The sequence below is a fragment of the Micromonospora zhanjiangensis genome (assembly GCF_042650605.1).
GTDB classification, from domain to species: domain Bacteria; phylum Actinomycetota; class Actinomycetes; order Mycobacteriales; family Micromonosporaceae; genus Micromonospora_J; species Micromonospora_J zhanjiangensis.
Window position 1 is genome coordinate 1 of the sequence record NZ_JBHSBN010000001.1, and the last position, 14,975, is coordinate 14,975.

General features: G+C 71.0%; 15 protein-coding genes. 13 read left to right on the plus strand and 2 right to left on the minus strand.

Features of this window, described 5'->3' with window-relative positions:
* Window positions 1–182 precede the first annotated feature (182 nt).
* The 5 genes from ACFOX0_RS00005 (at window position 183) to ACFOX0_RS00025 (ending at window position 4,516) form a co-directional block, all read left to right on the plus strand.
* Window positions 183–1,181, plus strand: coding sequence for a hypothetical protein (locus ACFOX0_RS00005; protein WP_377541249.1), 999 nt, complete (start codon window positions 183–185; stop codon window positions 1,179–1,181).
* Window positions 1,182–1,190: 9 nt separating this feature from the next.
* Window positions 1,191–1,598, plus strand: a complete 408-nt coding sequence (locus ACFOX0_RS00010; RefSeq protein WP_377541250.1) for a DUF6924 domain-containing protein — start codon at window positions 1,191–1,193, stop codon at window positions 1,596–1,598.
* Window positions 1,599–1,719: 121 nt separating this feature from the next.
* A complete protein-coding gene (locus tag ACFOX0_RS00015) occupies window positions 1,720–2,247 on the plus strand; it encodes a GNAT family N-acetyltransferase (protein ID WP_377541251.1) in 528 nt (175 codons plus the stop codon).
* Between the two features lie 65 nt (window positions 2,248–2,312).
* The gene (locus ACFOX0_RS00020; protein WP_377541252.1) at window positions 2,313–2,588 is read left to right on the plus strand and encodes a hypothetical protein; all 276 of its coding nucleotides are present in this window, start codon (window positions 2,313–2,315) and stop codon (window positions 2,586–2,588) included.
* Between the two features lie 302 nt (window positions 2,589–2,890).
* The gene (locus tag ACFOX0_RS00025; RefSeq protein ID WP_377541253.1) at window positions 2,891–4,516 is read left to right on the plus strand and encodes a helix-turn-helix domain-containing protein; all 1,626 of its coding nucleotides are present in this window, start codon (window positions 2,891–2,893) and stop codon (window positions 4,514–4,516) included.
* 83 nt (window positions 4,517–4,599) lie between these two features.
* Here ACFOX0_RS00025 and ACFOX0_RS00030 read toward each other — a convergent pair whose 3' ends face one another.
* On the minus strand, window positions 4,600–5,325 hold the full coding sequence (locus tag ACFOX0_RS00030) for a DUF3238 domain-containing protein (protein WP_377541254.1): 726 nt from the start codon (window positions 5,323–5,325) through the stop codon (window positions 4,600–4,602).
* Window positions 5,326–5,505: 180 nt separating this feature from the next.
* Between ACFOX0_RS00030 and ACFOX0_RS00035 the strand changes: the two genes are divergently transcribed.
* From ACFOX0_RS00035 to ACFOX0_RS00070, 8 genes are all read left to right on the plus strand, one after another.
* Window positions 5,506–6,291, plus strand: coding sequence for a C40 family peptidase (locus tag ACFOX0_RS00035; RefSeq protein WP_377541255.1), 786 nt, complete (start codon window positions 5,506–5,508; stop codon window positions 6,289–6,291).
* Between the two features lie 8 nt (window positions 6,292–6,299).
* A complete protein-coding gene (locus tag ACFOX0_RS00040; RefSeq protein WP_377541256.1) occupies window positions 6,300–7,595 on the plus strand; it encodes an NlpC/P60 family protein in 1,296 nt (431 codons plus the stop codon).
* Window positions 7,596–8,013: 418 nt separating this feature from the next.
* The gene (locus ACFOX0_RS00045; protein WP_377541257.1) at window positions 8,014–9,579 is read left to right on the plus strand and encodes a hypothetical protein; all 1,566 of its coding nucleotides are present in this window, start codon (window positions 8,014–8,016) and stop codon (window positions 9,577–9,579) included.
* Between the two features lie 276 nt (window positions 9,580–9,855).
* The gene (locus ACFOX0_RS00050; RefSeq protein ID WP_377541258.1) at window positions 9,856–10,521 is read left to right on the plus strand and encodes a C39 family peptidase; all 666 of its coding nucleotides are present in this window, start codon (window positions 9,856–9,858) and stop codon (window positions 10,519–10,521) included.
* Between the two features lie 155 nt (window positions 10,522–10,676).
* Complete coding sequence (locus ACFOX0_RS00055) at window positions 10,677–11,084, plus strand: DUF6924 domain-containing protein (protein ID WP_377541259.1); 408 nt, start codon at window positions 10,677–10,679, stop codon at window positions 11,082–11,084.
* Window positions 11,085–11,325: 241 nt separating this feature from the next.
* Window positions 11,326–11,463: a hypothetical protein gene (locus ACFOX0_RS00060; protein ID WP_377541261.1), complete on the plus strand. Its 138-nt coding sequence runs from the start codon at window positions 11,326–11,328 to the stop codon at window positions 11,461–11,463.
* Between the two features lie 242 nt (window positions 11,464–11,705).
* Window positions 11,706–12,641 (plus strand): transporter substrate-binding domain-containing protein, encoded by a 936-nt coding sequence (locus ACFOX0_RS00065; protein ID WP_377541262.1) that lies wholly within the window; start codon window positions 11,706–11,708, stop codon window positions 12,639–12,641.
* Complete coding sequence (locus ACFOX0_RS00070) at window positions 12,638–13,702, plus strand: hypothetical protein (protein WP_377541263.1); 1,065 nt, start codon at window positions 12,638–12,640, stop codon at window positions 13,700–13,702. The genes ACFOX0_RS00065 and ACFOX0_RS00070 overlap by 4 nt, the downstream gene beginning before the upstream one ends.
* Window positions 13,703–13,729: 27 nt before the next feature.
* Here ACFOX0_RS00070 and ACFOX0_RS00075 read toward each other — a convergent pair whose 3' ends face one another.
* Window positions 13,730–14,920, minus strand: coding sequence for an acyl-CoA dehydrogenase family protein (locus tag ACFOX0_RS00075; RefSeq protein ID WP_377541264.1), 1,191 nt, complete (start codon window positions 14,918–14,920; stop codon window positions 13,730–13,732).
* Window positions 14,921–14,975 lie beyond the last annotated feature (55 nt).

The window sequence follows — 14,975 nt, forward strand, 5'->3', positions numbered from 1 at the left end:
CGCTGGGACAACTCAAACGCCTGTGGAGCGCAGGTAAGACCGGACCCCGTGCCGGCACCGCGCCGAGAAGCAGGAATCCACCCGGACGCCGCGTGTTCCACGCGCAGCGTGGAGGGAATCTCCGTCCTTTAGGGCGGAGAGATCGTCAACCGTGGGAACACCGGCGGGCGTACGAGGACGAGATGCTCGGGGTGCTGTTGGCCGACGCCCGGCCCGGGCAGCGACGCCCCACGGTCGGGGAGGCCGCCGACCTCGTGCTGTCCGGCCTGGGTACCCGGCTCGCCGCGGGGCTGCGCGGCTTTCGCGACCGGAGCTGGGCCGAGGCGGCGGCCACCGTCGGCCTGCTCGGTGCGTCTCTGCTGCTGTTGCACCGGCTGCTGCGGCTGACCGGCCCGCTCATCGCGGGCGCGTACTGGCCGCCGCCGAACGGCCCGGCCGGTCCGTCCGTCCAGCTCGGGCTGAGCGTCCTGACCTGCCTTGCCGTGGTCATCGCGGCGGCCACGGGACTGCGCCGGACCGCGGCCGTCCTCGGCTGGGCGGTGGCGATCGCCCAGGCGCTGACGGTGGTGACGTACCTGCCGGCCAACCCGATGGCACCCTCCTACGCGGTGTGGCCGGTGGCCCTCGGGTTGGTCACCGCAGCCGCGCTGTCGGTGCCGGCGGCCGGGGTCGTCGCCACCCGGATCATCGGCGGACGTGGCCTGGTGCTCTTCGGGGTGGCTGCCGTGGCGGTGCTCGCTGCCGGCGTGTTCCGGGACGCCACGATCGTCGGAACCGCCTTCTCCTGGCCGGGTGGGCTGGCACTGTACGGCCGGGTCTTCTTCGTACCCGACCTGCTGCTGTATCTCGTCGCGGGCCTGTGCGCCCTGCTGGCAGTGGCGCGCGTTCCGGGACCGGTCCGGCGCCGGATGGCGTTGATCCTGCTGCCCGTGCCGGTGGCGGTGCTGGCGGCCGACAGCTGGGGAGCCGGCTTCCTCGACGCCCAACTCGGGGACGTGAGCTACGTGAGCGCCGACCGGTGGGTGACGATGGCCATGGCGCCCGTACTGACCTTCCTGATCGGAGTCGCCCTGCTCCGGCGGCGGGAGCGGACCCTGCGCCTGCTTGCGCTCGGCCGTCGGGCCGACCATCCGGACTGGACCGCCGGCCGGCCGGACGAGGGGACGGATCGGGGTCGGTAGGGTGACCGCGTGACGAGCCAGCCTGTGACGTACGGGGCGCCGATCCTGCGCACCGACTTCTCCGCCGACTCCGCCTGGGCGGCGTTGTGCGCGGCCGTCGCCGGCGCGGCCGACGATGGCGAGGGACCGGACTGCGTCAGCGATCCGGAGTACGACGGGCTGACCGTCGAGGAGCTGGTCGCCGTCGGGCGGGACGACCGGGACTGCGCGTACGCCTTCGTGGCCGACCGGCGGACGATGACCGACCCCGAGCTGTCGGTGCTGGTGGTCGACCTGGACCGCGAGCCGGGCCGCACCTTCCGGGCCGTTCCGTCGCTGCTGATCGCGATCGACGGCAACCTGTCCTCGTCCGGGGTGGACTTCCACCGGTACGCCGAGAGCATCGACGCCGACGGGGTCCTCCGCGTCCTTCGGTAGTTCCCACGCTGTTGCCGGGACGGAGCCCTAGCTCTGGGGCGGCTGGCGGCTGCGCCAGAGCAGACTGATCGGTAGTGCATGTCGGGCGGGCCGACGCGGGCGGGCGGGATCGGAGTCGAGGATGGCGGAACAGGCGGCGGCGGGACAGGTCCGACTGGTGCCGTGGACGGCGGCCGACCTGGAACTGGAACGGCGGTTCAACGTACCGGAGATGAAGCTGCACCTGGGCGGGCCAGAACCGGACGAGCGCATCGTCGGCCGGCACCGGCGGATGCTGGAGATGGCCGAGCGCGGCACCGGCCTGATGTTCCGGGTGGAGGCGCCGCCGACCGGCGAGGTTGCCGGCAGCGTGGGCTACTGGGAGCGGGAGTGGGGCGGCGAGACCGTCTACGAGATGGGTTGGAGCGTGCTGCCGGAGTTCCAGGGCCGGGGAATCGCCGGTGCCGCCGTGGTGACCGTCCTCGCGGGTCTGCGGGAGAACGGCCGGCACCGGTACGTGTTCGCCTATCCCTCGGTCACGAATGGCGCGTCCAACGCACTGTGTCGAAAGGCCGGTTTCACGCTGCTCGGCGAGTGCGACTTCGAGTTTCCCAAGGACCATCAGTTGCGCTGCAACGAGTGGCGGCTCGATCTGGAACCAACGACCTGACCGTTCCGGGTTCCGTCGGTGCAGGTACGGGTGCGCGGCACGCACGCCTCGGCCGACCGGGTGCCGTGCGCGGGCCGGCACACCTGGGAGAGTTACGCGCTGGTGACCTGCCGGTCGCCGCGACCGCCGACGACTACCAGACCGTCAAGGCCGAGCCGGCGGTGCGGTTGGTCTGCGGCGCCGGCACCTTCAAGCAGAGCATCGGGCTGCCCGCCGCGGCGGACTGGAAGTTCGAGGTGCTTCCGCCGACGCCCGAGGCGACGGCCGGCGGTGAACGCACCTACCGCTGCCTCGCCGGTAAGGGCGCGGGTGCCCTGGCCGGTCCGACCCTCGGCCGCTGACCGGGCCGGGTTTCCCACCGAAGTCCCGCCCGGCCGGTGTCCCCCTCCCGCGTCTCCCTCCCGCCGGCTGCTCCGTCCCGGTGTCGCTTCCCGTCGGCTTCGACGACGCCGTACCGGACAGTCCCGGACGACGCGGTGATCAGAACCGCGTCCCGTGCCGTCCGGCTCTGTCCTGTTCCGTCCCGTACCGCCCTGGACAGCGGGTGGAGAACGTCTTTACATTGGACGGCCGCCGGGGTGAACTGTTCGACGAAACGGGACAGGTCCCGTTCTGCTGTGCACTGACGGGGGATCGGTCGGAAATGGGTGATGCGGGGGCCGCACCACGGGCCGAGGGCGGGACGCCGCCCGAGCGGGACGTCGGTCGGATCGCTCCGGCGCCGGACCACGCGTCCTCGCCGGCGGAGTTCATCGGCGTCATGCGGGCGTTGAAGGAGTGGTCCGGACTCACCTACCGGCAACTCCAACGCCGGGCCGGAAAGACCGGTGACACTCTCCCGCACAGCACCATCGCCGCCGTGCTGAGCCGCGGCACCCTGCCTCGCGAGGAGCTGGTCGCCGCCTTCGTGCGGGCCTGCGGCCAGGACGAGACGGCGGTGACGATCTGGCTGGCCGCCCGAAAACGACTGGCCGCGCAGGCCGCGCTGGACACCCCCGTCCCGGGTGCCCCGGCCGTCCCCGAGCCACCCGCCGGTGGCTCCGCTCCGGACCCTGCCGACCTCCCCGCCCCGGCCGCCGTGGATGTCCCGCGCCCGGTGGCCCAGCACCGACCGACCCCGCCGGCGGCCAGCCTGCCGAACCTGCCCGCCGTCGAGAGTCCGACCCCGGGCGTGCCGGTCGTCGAGGAACGGTCCGCGGCCGCCCCGGAGGTGACCGCGGTCGACACCGTGCGCCCGGCCGCGGCGGGCGGTCCGGACCGTCCGGACGCGCCGATGGCCGAGATCGGGTTCCCGGCCGTGGCCGGCCCCGGTCCGGAACAGCCGGGCCCGGTTCCGGCTCAGTCGCCGGTCCCGCCGGAACGGCCGGTGACCCGGGCCGAGGCCCGGAACTCGGCGCCGGTCTTCGCCTCGGGCCGGCTGGCGTCGGTGGCGGCGCGGCGGAAGAAGGAGGGGTGGGTCGGCATGCACCGGCACGACCCCGCCACCGAGGTACCGCGCCCGGCCGGACTGCGCTGGCTGGTGCCCCCGATCATGTACCGGACCGGCTGGGCCAGCCGGGTGCTCTCCGGCGTACTGGTGCTGGTAATGGCGGCGGTCGCCGTGGCGGTGATCGCCCGGGCGGTGCGTGACTCGCACCCGCCCGAGGGTGCCGTGCAGGATCAGGGCCTGTCGGTCGAGGAGTCGGATCAGCCCGGTGAGGCGCCGAAGCAGACGCCGACCGGTTCACCGACCAGCCCGCGCACCCAGGCGAAACCGGCGGCTACCGGATCGAAGGCGACTGGCGCGCCGTCGCCGACCAATCGACCTGCCGCGGCGCCGCTCGCCGGACCGTACCGGATTCATCTCGCGCACACCGGGCTGTGTGTCGGCGAAGGGCCGGAGCTCTATACCGCCAAGCCGAGGACCGTGCTCGGCCAGCACACCTGCTCGACCGCCGGTCCGCCGACCAGCCTCGAACACGTCTCCGGGAACATCTACCGGATCAAGCTCGACCATCCGCAGTACGGGATCGGCTGCGCCACCGTCGACTACGGTGCCCAGGGCGACGGTCTGTTGATCGCCGGGGACGACTGCGGTAAGGACCGCAATGACCAGAAGTTCAGCCTGGAGCCGGTCAAGTCCCCCGTCGGGGGGTACCGGATGCGCTCGGCGGCCGGGGCGGGCTACTGCATCGGCATTTACGACGCCCGTCGGGACAACGGGGTCCAACTGGTCCAGACCAAGTGCTACGGGGGCCCGGAGCAGACCTTCACCTTCGAACGCCGCTGACCCCCGATCGGACGAGAACGTCTCGCACGCAACGGCCCGGTGCCGCCGCTCGGCGACACCGGGCCGTCCTCATCCGGTGCAGGCTATCTGCCGTAGTTGTACGGCAGCCGGTCGCAGGTGAAGGCCGCGAGGCAGTTCGGGTTCAGGTACTGGTGGGTGAAGATCCTGGTCAGCTTGGTGTGTCCGTCCGAATAGATGTCCTGCCGGTACACCTCGTGATTGGGCATCTGGTCATGCGTGCCGTGGATTTCGTACGTTCCGTTCTGCCGGAACGTCACGTAGGCGACGTAATCGATCGAGGCGACCCGGCTGCAGTACGGATTGGTCGCGCTGTGCCGGATCGCCGCAGAGCCGACGGATCCGGTGCTCTTCACGCCGACCAGGGTGATGCCCTTGGTGCTCTCGGTGCGAGCCGAGTCGTACACCAACTTGCCCTTCACCTTCTTGTACCGCTTGGTGGGGCTGATCGCCTTGTAGGCGTGGGCCGTTTTCTTCGAGAAGTCGAACTCGATCGCCACTCGGGTACGGTACTTGCCCGTGTTGAAACCGGGCCCCCGGTTGTCACCGGAGTACCACCAGTCGGCGCCGCCCTCGCAGGTGAGCGGCAGTCCTTCGGGAGCGTCCAGGTAGGCCATCGGAATGTAGGTCTCGTAGGTGAGCCACGACTTGGTGAGGTAGACCCGCCGCTTGTTGGCGGCGTGCCCGATCGTGGCGATTCCGGCGATCAGGCTCGATATCACCAGTAGCGCGGCGAGCAGCAGGAAAGTCTGACCGGGATGCCTTCTGACAAGTGCGGGAAATCGCGTCATGGCGAATAGGCAAGCTGTCCGCCGGATGTCTGTCGAGGAGCTTCGGTGTATCGGCCTGTCCCGGACCGGTGGCGGGAGTCCGGCCCGCCCGGCCGCTGTCCGAGCGAGTCCGGGTTGCTTGTCCGAAACAGTTCCGAGCAGCGGAATCACTGGCTGGACAGGATGGTCGGGGGTGCACTGATGGCTCACCACGACGACCTATGGGAGCACGCTGTGCAGCCAATCGATCCGACGAACGGCCGGCGCCGGCCGGCTCTTCCGTCCATCATCAAGCTGTTTCTCGCCCTCTTCGTGATCGGTGGCGCGATCGCCGCAGTGGGAAGTCTGGCCAGCGCGGCGAGCCGGTCCTGCAGCGGCGATCTCGGCGAACGGGCGGTTTGCCAGGCGGAGCGGCAGACCGGCGACCGATACGTCTGGGGTGCGGAGGGACCGAGCGTCTTCGACTGCTCCGGCCTGACCTACTTCGCGTACAAGCAGGCCGGGCTGAACTGGGGACGTCAGACTGCGGCCGGCCAGTACGAGTTCGGCCGCAAGAAAAAATTGACCGTTCCGACCAGCAAACTGCGACCGGGTGATCTCATCTTCTTCGACTGGAAGGGCGATGGCATCGACCACGTCGGCATCTATGCCGGAAAGGGCAAGATGGTGCACGCTTCCAGCACTTCCGGGAAGGTCAAAAAGGTGACCCTCAGCAAGTACTACCGCGACCACATGAAGCCTTATGCGGTCCGGCCGGAGGCGGCCCACAAGACCAAAGCGACGAAGCCCGACACCAAGCGTACGGAACCCACCTCGCCGAAGACCAAGTCGCCGGAGACAAAGTCGCCGGAGGTCAAGTCACCGAAGGTGAAGGAGAAGTCGCCGAAGCCCAAGCGGTCCGGATCAAAGAAGCCGGAGGACAAGGAGACCGATTCCACGGTAACGCCGATCTACGTGATCACCGGGATCGGAGGGGTGCTCCAATGAGGTCGCGGATGGTGGCGAAACTGTTGCCGTTGCTGCTCGCGCTCGGGGCGATCGGCGGTGGCGTGGCGGTGACCGCCGGGCTGGCCAGCGCCAGCTCGGGCTGCAAGGGGGAATTGAACCAGCAGGCGGTGTGCCACGCCCAGGAGATGGTCGGCAAGAAGTGCGTCTGGGGCACGCCGAAGAAGCAGGACGATCGCCGCTGTGCCCGGTTGACGTACGACGCGTACACCAAGGCTGGGCTGAAGATCTCGTACCGTGCGCCGGCCGCCGAGTACCGGTACGCGGCGCAGCGGAAGTGGACGGTTCCGGTCGGCGACCGCCGGCCCGGAGACCTGCTGTATTTCGGCGCGAGCGCCAAGAAGATCAACCGGACCGGGATCTACGTCGGCTACGGCCGGATGGTCTTCTCGAGCGGGCAGCCCGGCGGCAAGGCGGCCAAGTCGGCGACCATCGAACTGGTGGAACTGACCCCGGCCCGGCTCAAGCAACTGCAGAAGTTGGCGGTCCGCCCGGTCGCCAAGGTCGCCGGCCCCAAGCCCGACAAGACCGCCGTCCAGAAGGTCGCCGATCCACCGTCAACCGACGACGGCGGCACGGCGGACGGCCCGTCAACGCAGGCACCCACCGATACCTGTGCCGAGCCCGACGCGCAGCCGACCGACGGCGAGCCGAAGAGCGACGCTCAGCCGACGGGTGACGGTGAGACGTCGACGGACGATTCGACGGGTGACGGTGAGACGTCGACGGACGATTCGACGGGTGACGGTGAGACGTCGACGGACGATCCGACGAGTGACGATGGGACGTCGACGGACGATTCGACGGGCGACGATGGGACGTCGACGGACGATTCGACGGGTGACGGTGAGACGTCGACGGACGATTCGACGGGCGATGGCGAGCCGGTGGCCGAGGGCGAGCCGACCAGCGATGGGGAGCCGACCAGCGATGGGGAGCCGACGGCCGATGGGAAGCCGACGACGGACACGCCGACCGGGGACGGGCAGCCGGACGGTGCGGGTCAGCCCGACCGCGACGGAGGGCCGACGGCCGACGCGTGTGCCGGAGACAACGACGGCAAAGACGCAGGCGACACCGCGACCGCGTGCCCGGAGTTGGACACCCGGAGCGTCCCGAACCGGATCGTGATCATCGACCCGAAGGCGGACGACGGCAAACCGGGACAGGTGGAGCCGGGACGGGCCAGCGGGAGCGGCGACACCGCGCTGCGCGACGCGGGTGGTGCCGACCCGACGCGGTCCGGCGGGTCGGCCAGGAAGTCCTGTCAGGGGGTACCACTTTGAGCGGCGGGGATCTGATCCGAACGAGATGATCACCCCGGGTGCCCGGCCTGATGGCCGGGCACCCGCCGGTTCCGCCGCCAGCGCCAGGCCCGTTCGCCGGCCTCCGGCGCCGGACCGGGCGGCGGCGGTCTCTCGGGGTGTACGTCACGCGGCCGTTCTCGTTCCCGTCCGGCGATCCGGCCGAGTTCGCCGACCTGTCCGAGGCGGATCAGGCTGCGCTGGCCCCCTGCAATGAACCTTTTTCAACCTCCCCTTGCGTTCCGGCGTCGGCCGAGGTCGAAGACGCGGCTTGCGCACCGCCCTGCCCGTCCGGCCCGGATCCGGACGGGCAGGCACCTGCCACGGGACAGTCCCGGACGATCCACATTGGTAGAGTCCGTTGCCCAGGGATCTGCTGGCTCGACAGGGAGACTTCGACGTGGCGGGGGACGACGGGGTGGAATCCGTCCGACCGGCACACGGCGGCGGGCTTCCCGGACCACCGGGCGACGGGGCGACGCCGGCTGGCTACGTGATCGCGCTCCGGGCGCTCAAGCAGTGGTCCGGACTCACCTACCGGCAGTTGCAGCGCCAGGCGGAAGCGGTGGGCGACGCCTTGCCGCACAGCACCGTCGCGGCGGCCCTCGGTCGGGGCACGCTGCCCCGCCCGGATCTGGTTCGCGCCCTGGTCCGCGCCTGCGGTGCCGGGGAGGCCGCCGTGGACGGCTGGCTCGCGGCCCGGGACCGGATCGCCGCGGCGGTCGAATCCCCCGCCGCCACGACCGCCGTACCGCCCGCCCGGCCGGCGACCACCCCGCCGACCGACGTCCCGGAGCCGGCTCCGACCGCCTCCGTCGCCGCCGGCTCCGATCCGGCCGCGGCGACCGCTGCCGGCTCCGACCCGACCGCCTTCAGCGTCGCCGGGTCCGACCTGACGGCTCCGGCCGCCGGCGTGGCCGACCAGCGCGACCAGCACGACCAGCGCGAGGAGCGCGAGGAGCGCGACCGGCCGGGGGCGGGAACGATCGGGCCGACCGCCGACCAGGCCGCGCGGCCGGTCACCGGGGCTGACGCGTCGGACCGCGACCTTGTCCCGGTCGCGTCGGACCGCGACCTTGTCCCGGCGGCGTCGGACCGCGACCTTGTCCCGGTCGCGTCGGACCGCGACCTTGTCCCGGCGGCGTCGGACCGCGACCTTGTCCCGGTCGCGTCGGACCGCGACCTCGTCCCGGCCGTGACGAAGCGGGAGCGGCGGGACCGGCCGGTCGGCCGGCACCGGCAGCACGACCCGGCCGACGACGTGCCAAAGCCGGCTGGCTTCGGCTGGCTGTTGCCGCCGATCCTGTACCGCGCCGGCTGGGCGGCGCGGGTGCTCTCGGTGGGGATGGTGCTGCTGCTCGTCCTGGTCGCGATCGGGTTCACCGTCCGGGCGTTGCGGGACGGTGGGGAGTCCGGCGGCGGTACCGCGATCGGCACCCCGACGCCACCGACGGAGGAACTGCCGCCGGTAGTCCCGTCCGGTTCTTCGCCGGCCGCGCCGGGCACCACGAAACCGGCGACCGCCGGGCCGGCCCGCGGTCCCGTCCGGTCCACCACACCGGGCGCCAACAATGGGACCGGCGCCAGCCGGACCACCCCGAAGTCATCGGATCCGGCCCCGGCGGCCCAGCCGGCCCAGGCGTACCTGACGGCCTCGGCGAGCGCCTTCTGCCGCGGCGACGGGAGTTGGGCGTTCACCATCTCCGGGCGGCTGCACAACGCCTCCGTGGGGTACGACCCGACCGGCTATGCCGACCACGGGAATGGCACCAGCTACGGATATCCGATCAGCGGCGACGGGTCGACCAGCTTCTCGGGAAGCGTCCCACCCTTGGCGTACGGCGGCGAGCACCGGCTGACCTCCGCCACCGCCGGCTGGCGGCTGGACGTCTACGTCGACGGCGATCTGGTGACCGGCCGCCGGATCTCGGTCTCCGGCACGACGAGCCGACCGTCGGGCTGCTGATCGCGGCCCGGCCGAGGCGCACCCGCCCGACTCGTCGGCTACCCCGTGGCCGGGCACCGGGGACCGGGTCGGCGGGTACCGGACTGTCCCACCCGCCGTCCGGGCCGCCGGCCGCGGTCCCGCCGCGCTCCGGACTGTCCCGTACGTCGTCCGGCCTGGTGGGACGCTGTCGCTCGGGTTGAGCTTGGTCTGCCTGTCGATCACCTGGCGAACCGGACCGCCGGTCAGCCGATCGACCCGGCACGTTCATCACCCAACCCGATTCAAGGGAGCATCATGAGGTTTCTCCCGCGCTCAGCGGAGTACACGAAGCGGTTCCTCGGACTGGCCGTCGCCGCGCTGGCCGTCACCGGGCTGCTGATCGGCACCGTGCAGCTCAGCAGCGCCAAGGCGAAGGCGAAGGCCGGGGTCTGGCACTCCGTCTCGATCGACAAGCACCCGCAGCAGGACTCGACCTGGTGCGGCCCGGCCGCCGGCGAGACGTTGCTCAGCGCCTTCGGTCTCAGGTTCAAGCAGCAGAAGACCCTGGCCGACCAGATGCACACCGGGTTCCTCGGCACTGCGCCGAGCGATGCGACCGCCGCACTGAACGCCCAGTTGAAGAAGAACAACAAGAGCATCCGGTACGGCCACAAGGCGGGCATCGGTCCGAACGAGCTCTACACCGCCGCGAAACGCGGGCTCGATCACGGCGCACCCTCGATGATCGTCGTGAAGTCCCGCAACATCTGGTACCCGCACGCCTCGATCGGCACCGCGCACTACCTCGTCATCTACGGCTACAACGACAACTGGGTGGTGGGTAAGAAGTCCTACGGCAAGACGTGGGCGGTGTACGACCCGGCCGACAACACCCTGCACCATCTCGCGGTCAAGGACTACGGCTCCGAAGGCAAGAACGCCGGCTACTGGGGCGGCGACGTCATCGTCCCGCTGATCTGACGACCCTCCGGTCCGGCCGACCCGGAAGGATCGGCCGGACCGGCGCCGACCCGCCGGCCACCGTTCGCGCTCGGCCGTAAGGCCGATCGACCGTCCGGACCGGACCGGACCGAGGCGGACGAGCGGCCGGATCCGGGGTCGGTAGGGTGAGCCGCGTGACGAGCCAGCCTGTGACGTACGGGGCGCCGATCCTGCGTACCGACTTCTCCGCCGACTCCGCCTGGGCGGCGTTGTGCGCGGCCGTCGCCGGCGCGGCCGACGATGGCGAGGGACCGGACTGCGTCAGCGATCCGGAGTACGACGGGCTGACCGTCGAGGAGCTGGTCGCCGTCGGGCGGGACGACCGGGACTGCGCGTACGCCTTCGTGGCCGACCGGCGGACGATGACCGACCCCGAGCTGTCGGTGCTGGTGGTCGACCTGGACCGCGAGCCGGGCCGCACCTTCCGGGCCGTTCCGGCCGCGTTGATCGCCATTGACGACGCCCTCTCGGCGTCCGGGGTGGACTTCCACCGGTACGCCGAGAGCGCCGACGCCGACGGGGTCCTCCGCGTCCTTCGTTAACTCGACGGAAAGTGCCCTGGCGAGTTCGCTCAGATTCACTTCCTGGGCCGTGCGGGCTGCGATTGACTTTCTCCACCGCCATGAATGGCGGGGATTCCCTCCACCCTCGGACCGTTCGATCTTGTCGGTGTCGTGCGCTTTGCTGTCCGTCGGCGACGCGTCGGACGGGCCGACGCGGGCCGGCGGGATCGGAGTCGAGGATGGCGGAACGGGCGGCGATGGGACAGGTCCGATGCCGTGGATGGCGGCCGACCTGGAACTGGAACGGCGGATCAACGAACCGGAGATGAAGCTGCACCTCGGTGGCCCGGAACCAGACGAGCGCATCGTCGGCCGGCGTCGGCGGATGCTGGAGATGCCGAGCGCGGCACCGGCCTGATGTTCCGGGTGGAGGCGGCCGGCGAGGCGGCCGGCAGCGTGGGCTACTGGGAGCGGGAGTGGGGCGGCGAGACCGCTCGGCGAGTGTGACTTCGAGTTTCCCAAGGACAAGCAGTTGCGCTGCGACGAGTGGCGGCTCGATCTGGAACCCACGACCTGACCGTTCCGGGTTCACCGCAGTGGCGTCGAACGAATACGCTGGGTGCTCATTCCGCTCCAGTTTCGACGGACCGAGGTCAGCCGATGAACGTGACGCCCGTAGCCACGCGCCTCCGGTCGGTCGCCACCGCCGTCGCCGTCGTCCTGTCGCTGACCCTGGCGGCCGGCGCGAGCTGCGACAGCCAGAAGAAGCCGCAACTGCCGTCGGTGCAGGAGAAGCTGAAGAAGACGCACATCTACGGACAGCCCAAGCTCAAGATCGGCGTGGCGACCATCGAGCCGCTGATGGGCACCCTGACCAACGGCGTGTACGCGGGCTTCGACATCGAGATCGCCCGGTACATCGCGGCCTCCCTCGGCTACGTCGGCGACGAGGGGCTCCAGTTCGTACCGCTCGCCACCGAGGACCGGATCCAGGCGTTGCAGGGCGGCCGGGTCGACCTGGTGGTGTCCAGTTTCTCGATGACCGAGGAGCGGGCCAAGCTGGTGAGTTTCGCCGGTCCGTACTTCGTCACCACCCAGGAGGCGCTGGTACCGACCCGGCTGAAGGAGAAGATCCGCACCATCGAGGACCTGCGCAACTACCGGGTCTGCACCAGCGGCGGCTCGACCAGCGAGGCGGAGTTGGGGAAGCACCAGATCAAGGTGCTGGTGGTGAAGACCGTGGGTGACTGCGTGGCCGGTATCCGGCAGGGCAGGTACGACACGGTCAGCTCCGACGAGACCATCCTGGCCGGCTTCCGCTCGCAGTATCCGAAGGAGTTCGAGATCGTCGACATGCCGTTCGGCACCAGCGAGTCGTTGGGCGTCGGCGTGCCGATCACCGATCCGGACCTGCGGGACCTGGTCGCGTACTTCCTCAACAAGAGCTATCTGATGGGGCGGAACGGCAAGAGCAGTCCGTGGTTGACGGCGTACAACAAGACCCTCGGGCCGTGGCTGGACGCGGACCGGCCGCAGCCACCCCCGCTGAATGTGCCGGACCTGGTCGACTTCGACAACAAGTCGCCCAACCGATGAGCACCCTGCCCGAGCAACGACACCCGCCCGACCCGGCCGGCACCGGTGACGTCGAGGCGCGACCCGGGTACGATCCGGCCGACCGTCGGGCCCGGGCGAGCCAGTCGTTCTGGACGCTGGTGGTCGGCGTACCGGCGATCTTCTCGGTCCTGCGGCTCGGCGTGGAGGCCGGCGGCGAGTTGCAGACCACTCTGCTCCTGGTCGCCAACGTCGGTCCGGTCAACCTGGTGGCCGCGCTGTTCACCACGGCCGCCCGGCTGGTCTCCACCGGCCTGGTCGTGATCTTCGCGCTCGGCGCGGTGCTGTCGGTCAGCGCGGACCACGCTCCCGGCCGCCGGGTCGCCCGGCGTCGACCCCTGTTCGCCCGCTGGTCGGAGATGACCCCGACCTGGCTGGTGATGGCCACCTTCGCGGTGGCGCTGGCCACCTGGAAGATCCTCTACCTGCCGCTGCTGGTGCCGGCGCTGGTGGCCGCCTTCCAGGTGTCACCCGGCCGCCTGCACGAGCACCCGGCCGTGCGGACCGTGCTGGTCGTGGTGCCGCTCGCGGCGTACGGGTGGTTGGTCCTGCCCACCCTGGCCGACGCCGCCGGGCAGCACGAGTACCTGGTCGTCGCCCTGCTTGCCGTCCCGCCGCTGCTGGCCCCCTTCGTCGCCGGGCCGGTTCCCGTGCTGGTCGCGCGGACGTTGGCGGTGACCGCGCAGCCGGCCGTGCTGGCGCTGCTGGTCTGGGCGGCCGTGCCGGTGCTGACCACGCCGATCCTGCCGTTGACGGTGACCACGGTGCGCACGGACGGCGGCGGCACCGAGGACATCCGCGGCCATGTCATCACGGTCGACGACGTGGACACCGTGATCCTCCAGGAACGCGGTGGCGTGCGGTACGTGCCGGTCGACACGGTGAAGTCGCAGGTGCTCTGCCCGAGCGAGGGGGAGTTGCCCCGGCACCGGCTGCGGGTGCGTGACTTCCACGTCGAGGACTCGCTGCTGGAAGGGCTCGGTCGCCGGGTCCGCCCGGTGACCCGGATCGACGCCGCGTGCCGGGCCATCCCGCCCGGCTGAGAGACGCCTCGCCGGTACCGGTTCCGGTCAGTACGACTTTTCCTGTCCGAGGACGTGCTGGGCGACGAAGTTGAGGATCATCTCCCGGCTGACCGGGGCGATCCGCCCGGCCCGGACGGCGCCGAGCAGGGTGGCGACGCCGTACTCGGTGGTCATGCCGTTTCCGCCGAGCACCTGGATGGCGGTGTCCACGGCCAGCGTGGTCGCCTCGCCGACGGCGTACTTGGCCATGTTGCCGCAGACGCCGGCCTCCAGGTCCCGACCCGCGTCGTACAGGGTGGCCGCCTTGTAGACCATCAGCCGGGCCAGTTCCACCTGGATCGCCGCGTGGGCGAGCGGGTGCGCCACCCCCTGGTGCGAGCCGATGGTCCGACCGCCCCACACCTTGCGGCCGGCGGTGTACTCGCCGGCCCGCTCGACGGCGTACCGGCCGGTGCCGGCGCCCATCGCGGCCACCGTGATCCGTTCCGGGTTCAGCCCGGAGAACAGGGCCGGCAGGCCGGCGTCCAGCGACTCGCCGACCAGCGCGTCGGCCGGCAGCCGGACGTCGTCGAGGTAGAGCAGGAACTGGTTCTCCGGCGAGAGGATCTCCATGTCCAGCTTGGATGTCGCCAACCCGGGCGCGTCGGTCGGCACGACGAACAACGCCGGCTTCAACCGCTGCCCGGCCGTCCCCGCGGTGCCGGCCGGTCCGTCGTCGACCGCAATCCGCGCCACCACCAGCACGTACGACGCCTCGTCGACCCCGGAGATGTAGCACTTCCGGCCGGACAGCAACCAGTCGTCGCCGTCCCGGCGGGCCACCGTGCCGAGCCGGTGGAAGTTGGAACCGGCCTCCGGCTCGGTGATCGCGAAGACCACCTTCAGTGACCCGTCGGCGAAGCCGGGCAGGAACCTCGCCCGCTGTGCCTCGGTGCCGTGCCTGGCGATCACCGTCGCGGCGATGGCCGGGGAGACGACCAGCAGCAGCAGCGGGCAGCCGGCGGCGGCCAACTCCTCGCAGACGATGGCCAGTTCGGTGATCCCGCCACCACCCCCGCCGTACTCGGCGGGGACGCTGACGCCCAGGTAGCCGAGCCGGCCGGCCTCGTCCCACAGCTCGGTGGTGTGCCCGCCGGTCTTGGCCTTGTCGACGAAGTAGCCGTGCCCGTAGCGCCGGCCGAGGGCCCGGACGGCGTCGCGGAGCTGGTCCTGTTCCGGGGTGAGATCGAAGTCCACGGGAGCCTCCAGGGGATTGTCGGGACGGGTCCCCGCCGGAGCGGAGGCGACGGGG

Excerpts from the sequence above, each read along its gene's own strand:
- ACFOX0_RS00005 (WP_377541249.1), top strand. The coding sequence starts at position 183 with ATGCTCGGGGTGCTGTTGGCCGACGCCCGGCCCGGGCAGCGACGCCCC.
- ACFOX0_RS00015 (WP_377541251.1), top strand. The coding sequence starts at position 1,720 with ATGGCGGAACAGGCGGCGGCGGGACAGGTCCGACTGGTGCCGTGGACG.
- ACFOX0_RS00025 (WP_377541253.1), top strand. The coding sequence starts at position 2,891 with ATGGGTGATGCGGGGGCCGCACCACGGGCCGAGGGCGGGACGCCGCCC.
- ACFOX0_RS00030 (WP_377541254.1), bottom strand. The coding sequence starts at position 5,325 with ATGACGCGATTTCCCGCACTTGTCAGAAGGCATCCCGGTCAGACTTTC.
- ACFOX0_RS00035 (WP_377541255.1), top strand. The coding sequence starts at position 5,506 with ATGGCTCACCACGACGACCTATGGGAGCACGCTGTGCAGCCAATCGAT.
- ACFOX0_RS00040 (WP_377541256.1), top strand. The coding sequence starts at position 6,300 with ATGGTGGCGAAACTGTTGCCGTTGCTGCTCGCGCTCGGGGCGATCGGC.
- ACFOX0_RS00050 (WP_377541258.1), top strand. The coding sequence starts at position 9,856 with ATGAGGTTTCTCCCGCGCTCAGCGGAGTACACGAAGCGGTTCCTCGGA.
- ACFOX0_RS00060 (WP_377541261.1), top strand. The coding sequence starts at position 11,326 with ATGGCGGCCGACCTGGAACTGGAACGGCGGATCAACGAACCGGAGATG.
- ACFOX0_RS00065 (WP_377541262.1), top strand. The coding sequence starts at position 11,706 with ATGAACGTGACGCCCGTAGCCACGCGCCTCCGGTCGGTCGCCACCGCC.
- ACFOX0_RS00070 (WP_377541263.1), top strand. The coding sequence starts at position 12,638 with ATGAGCACCCTGCCCGAGCAACGACACCCGCCCGACCCGGCCGGCACC.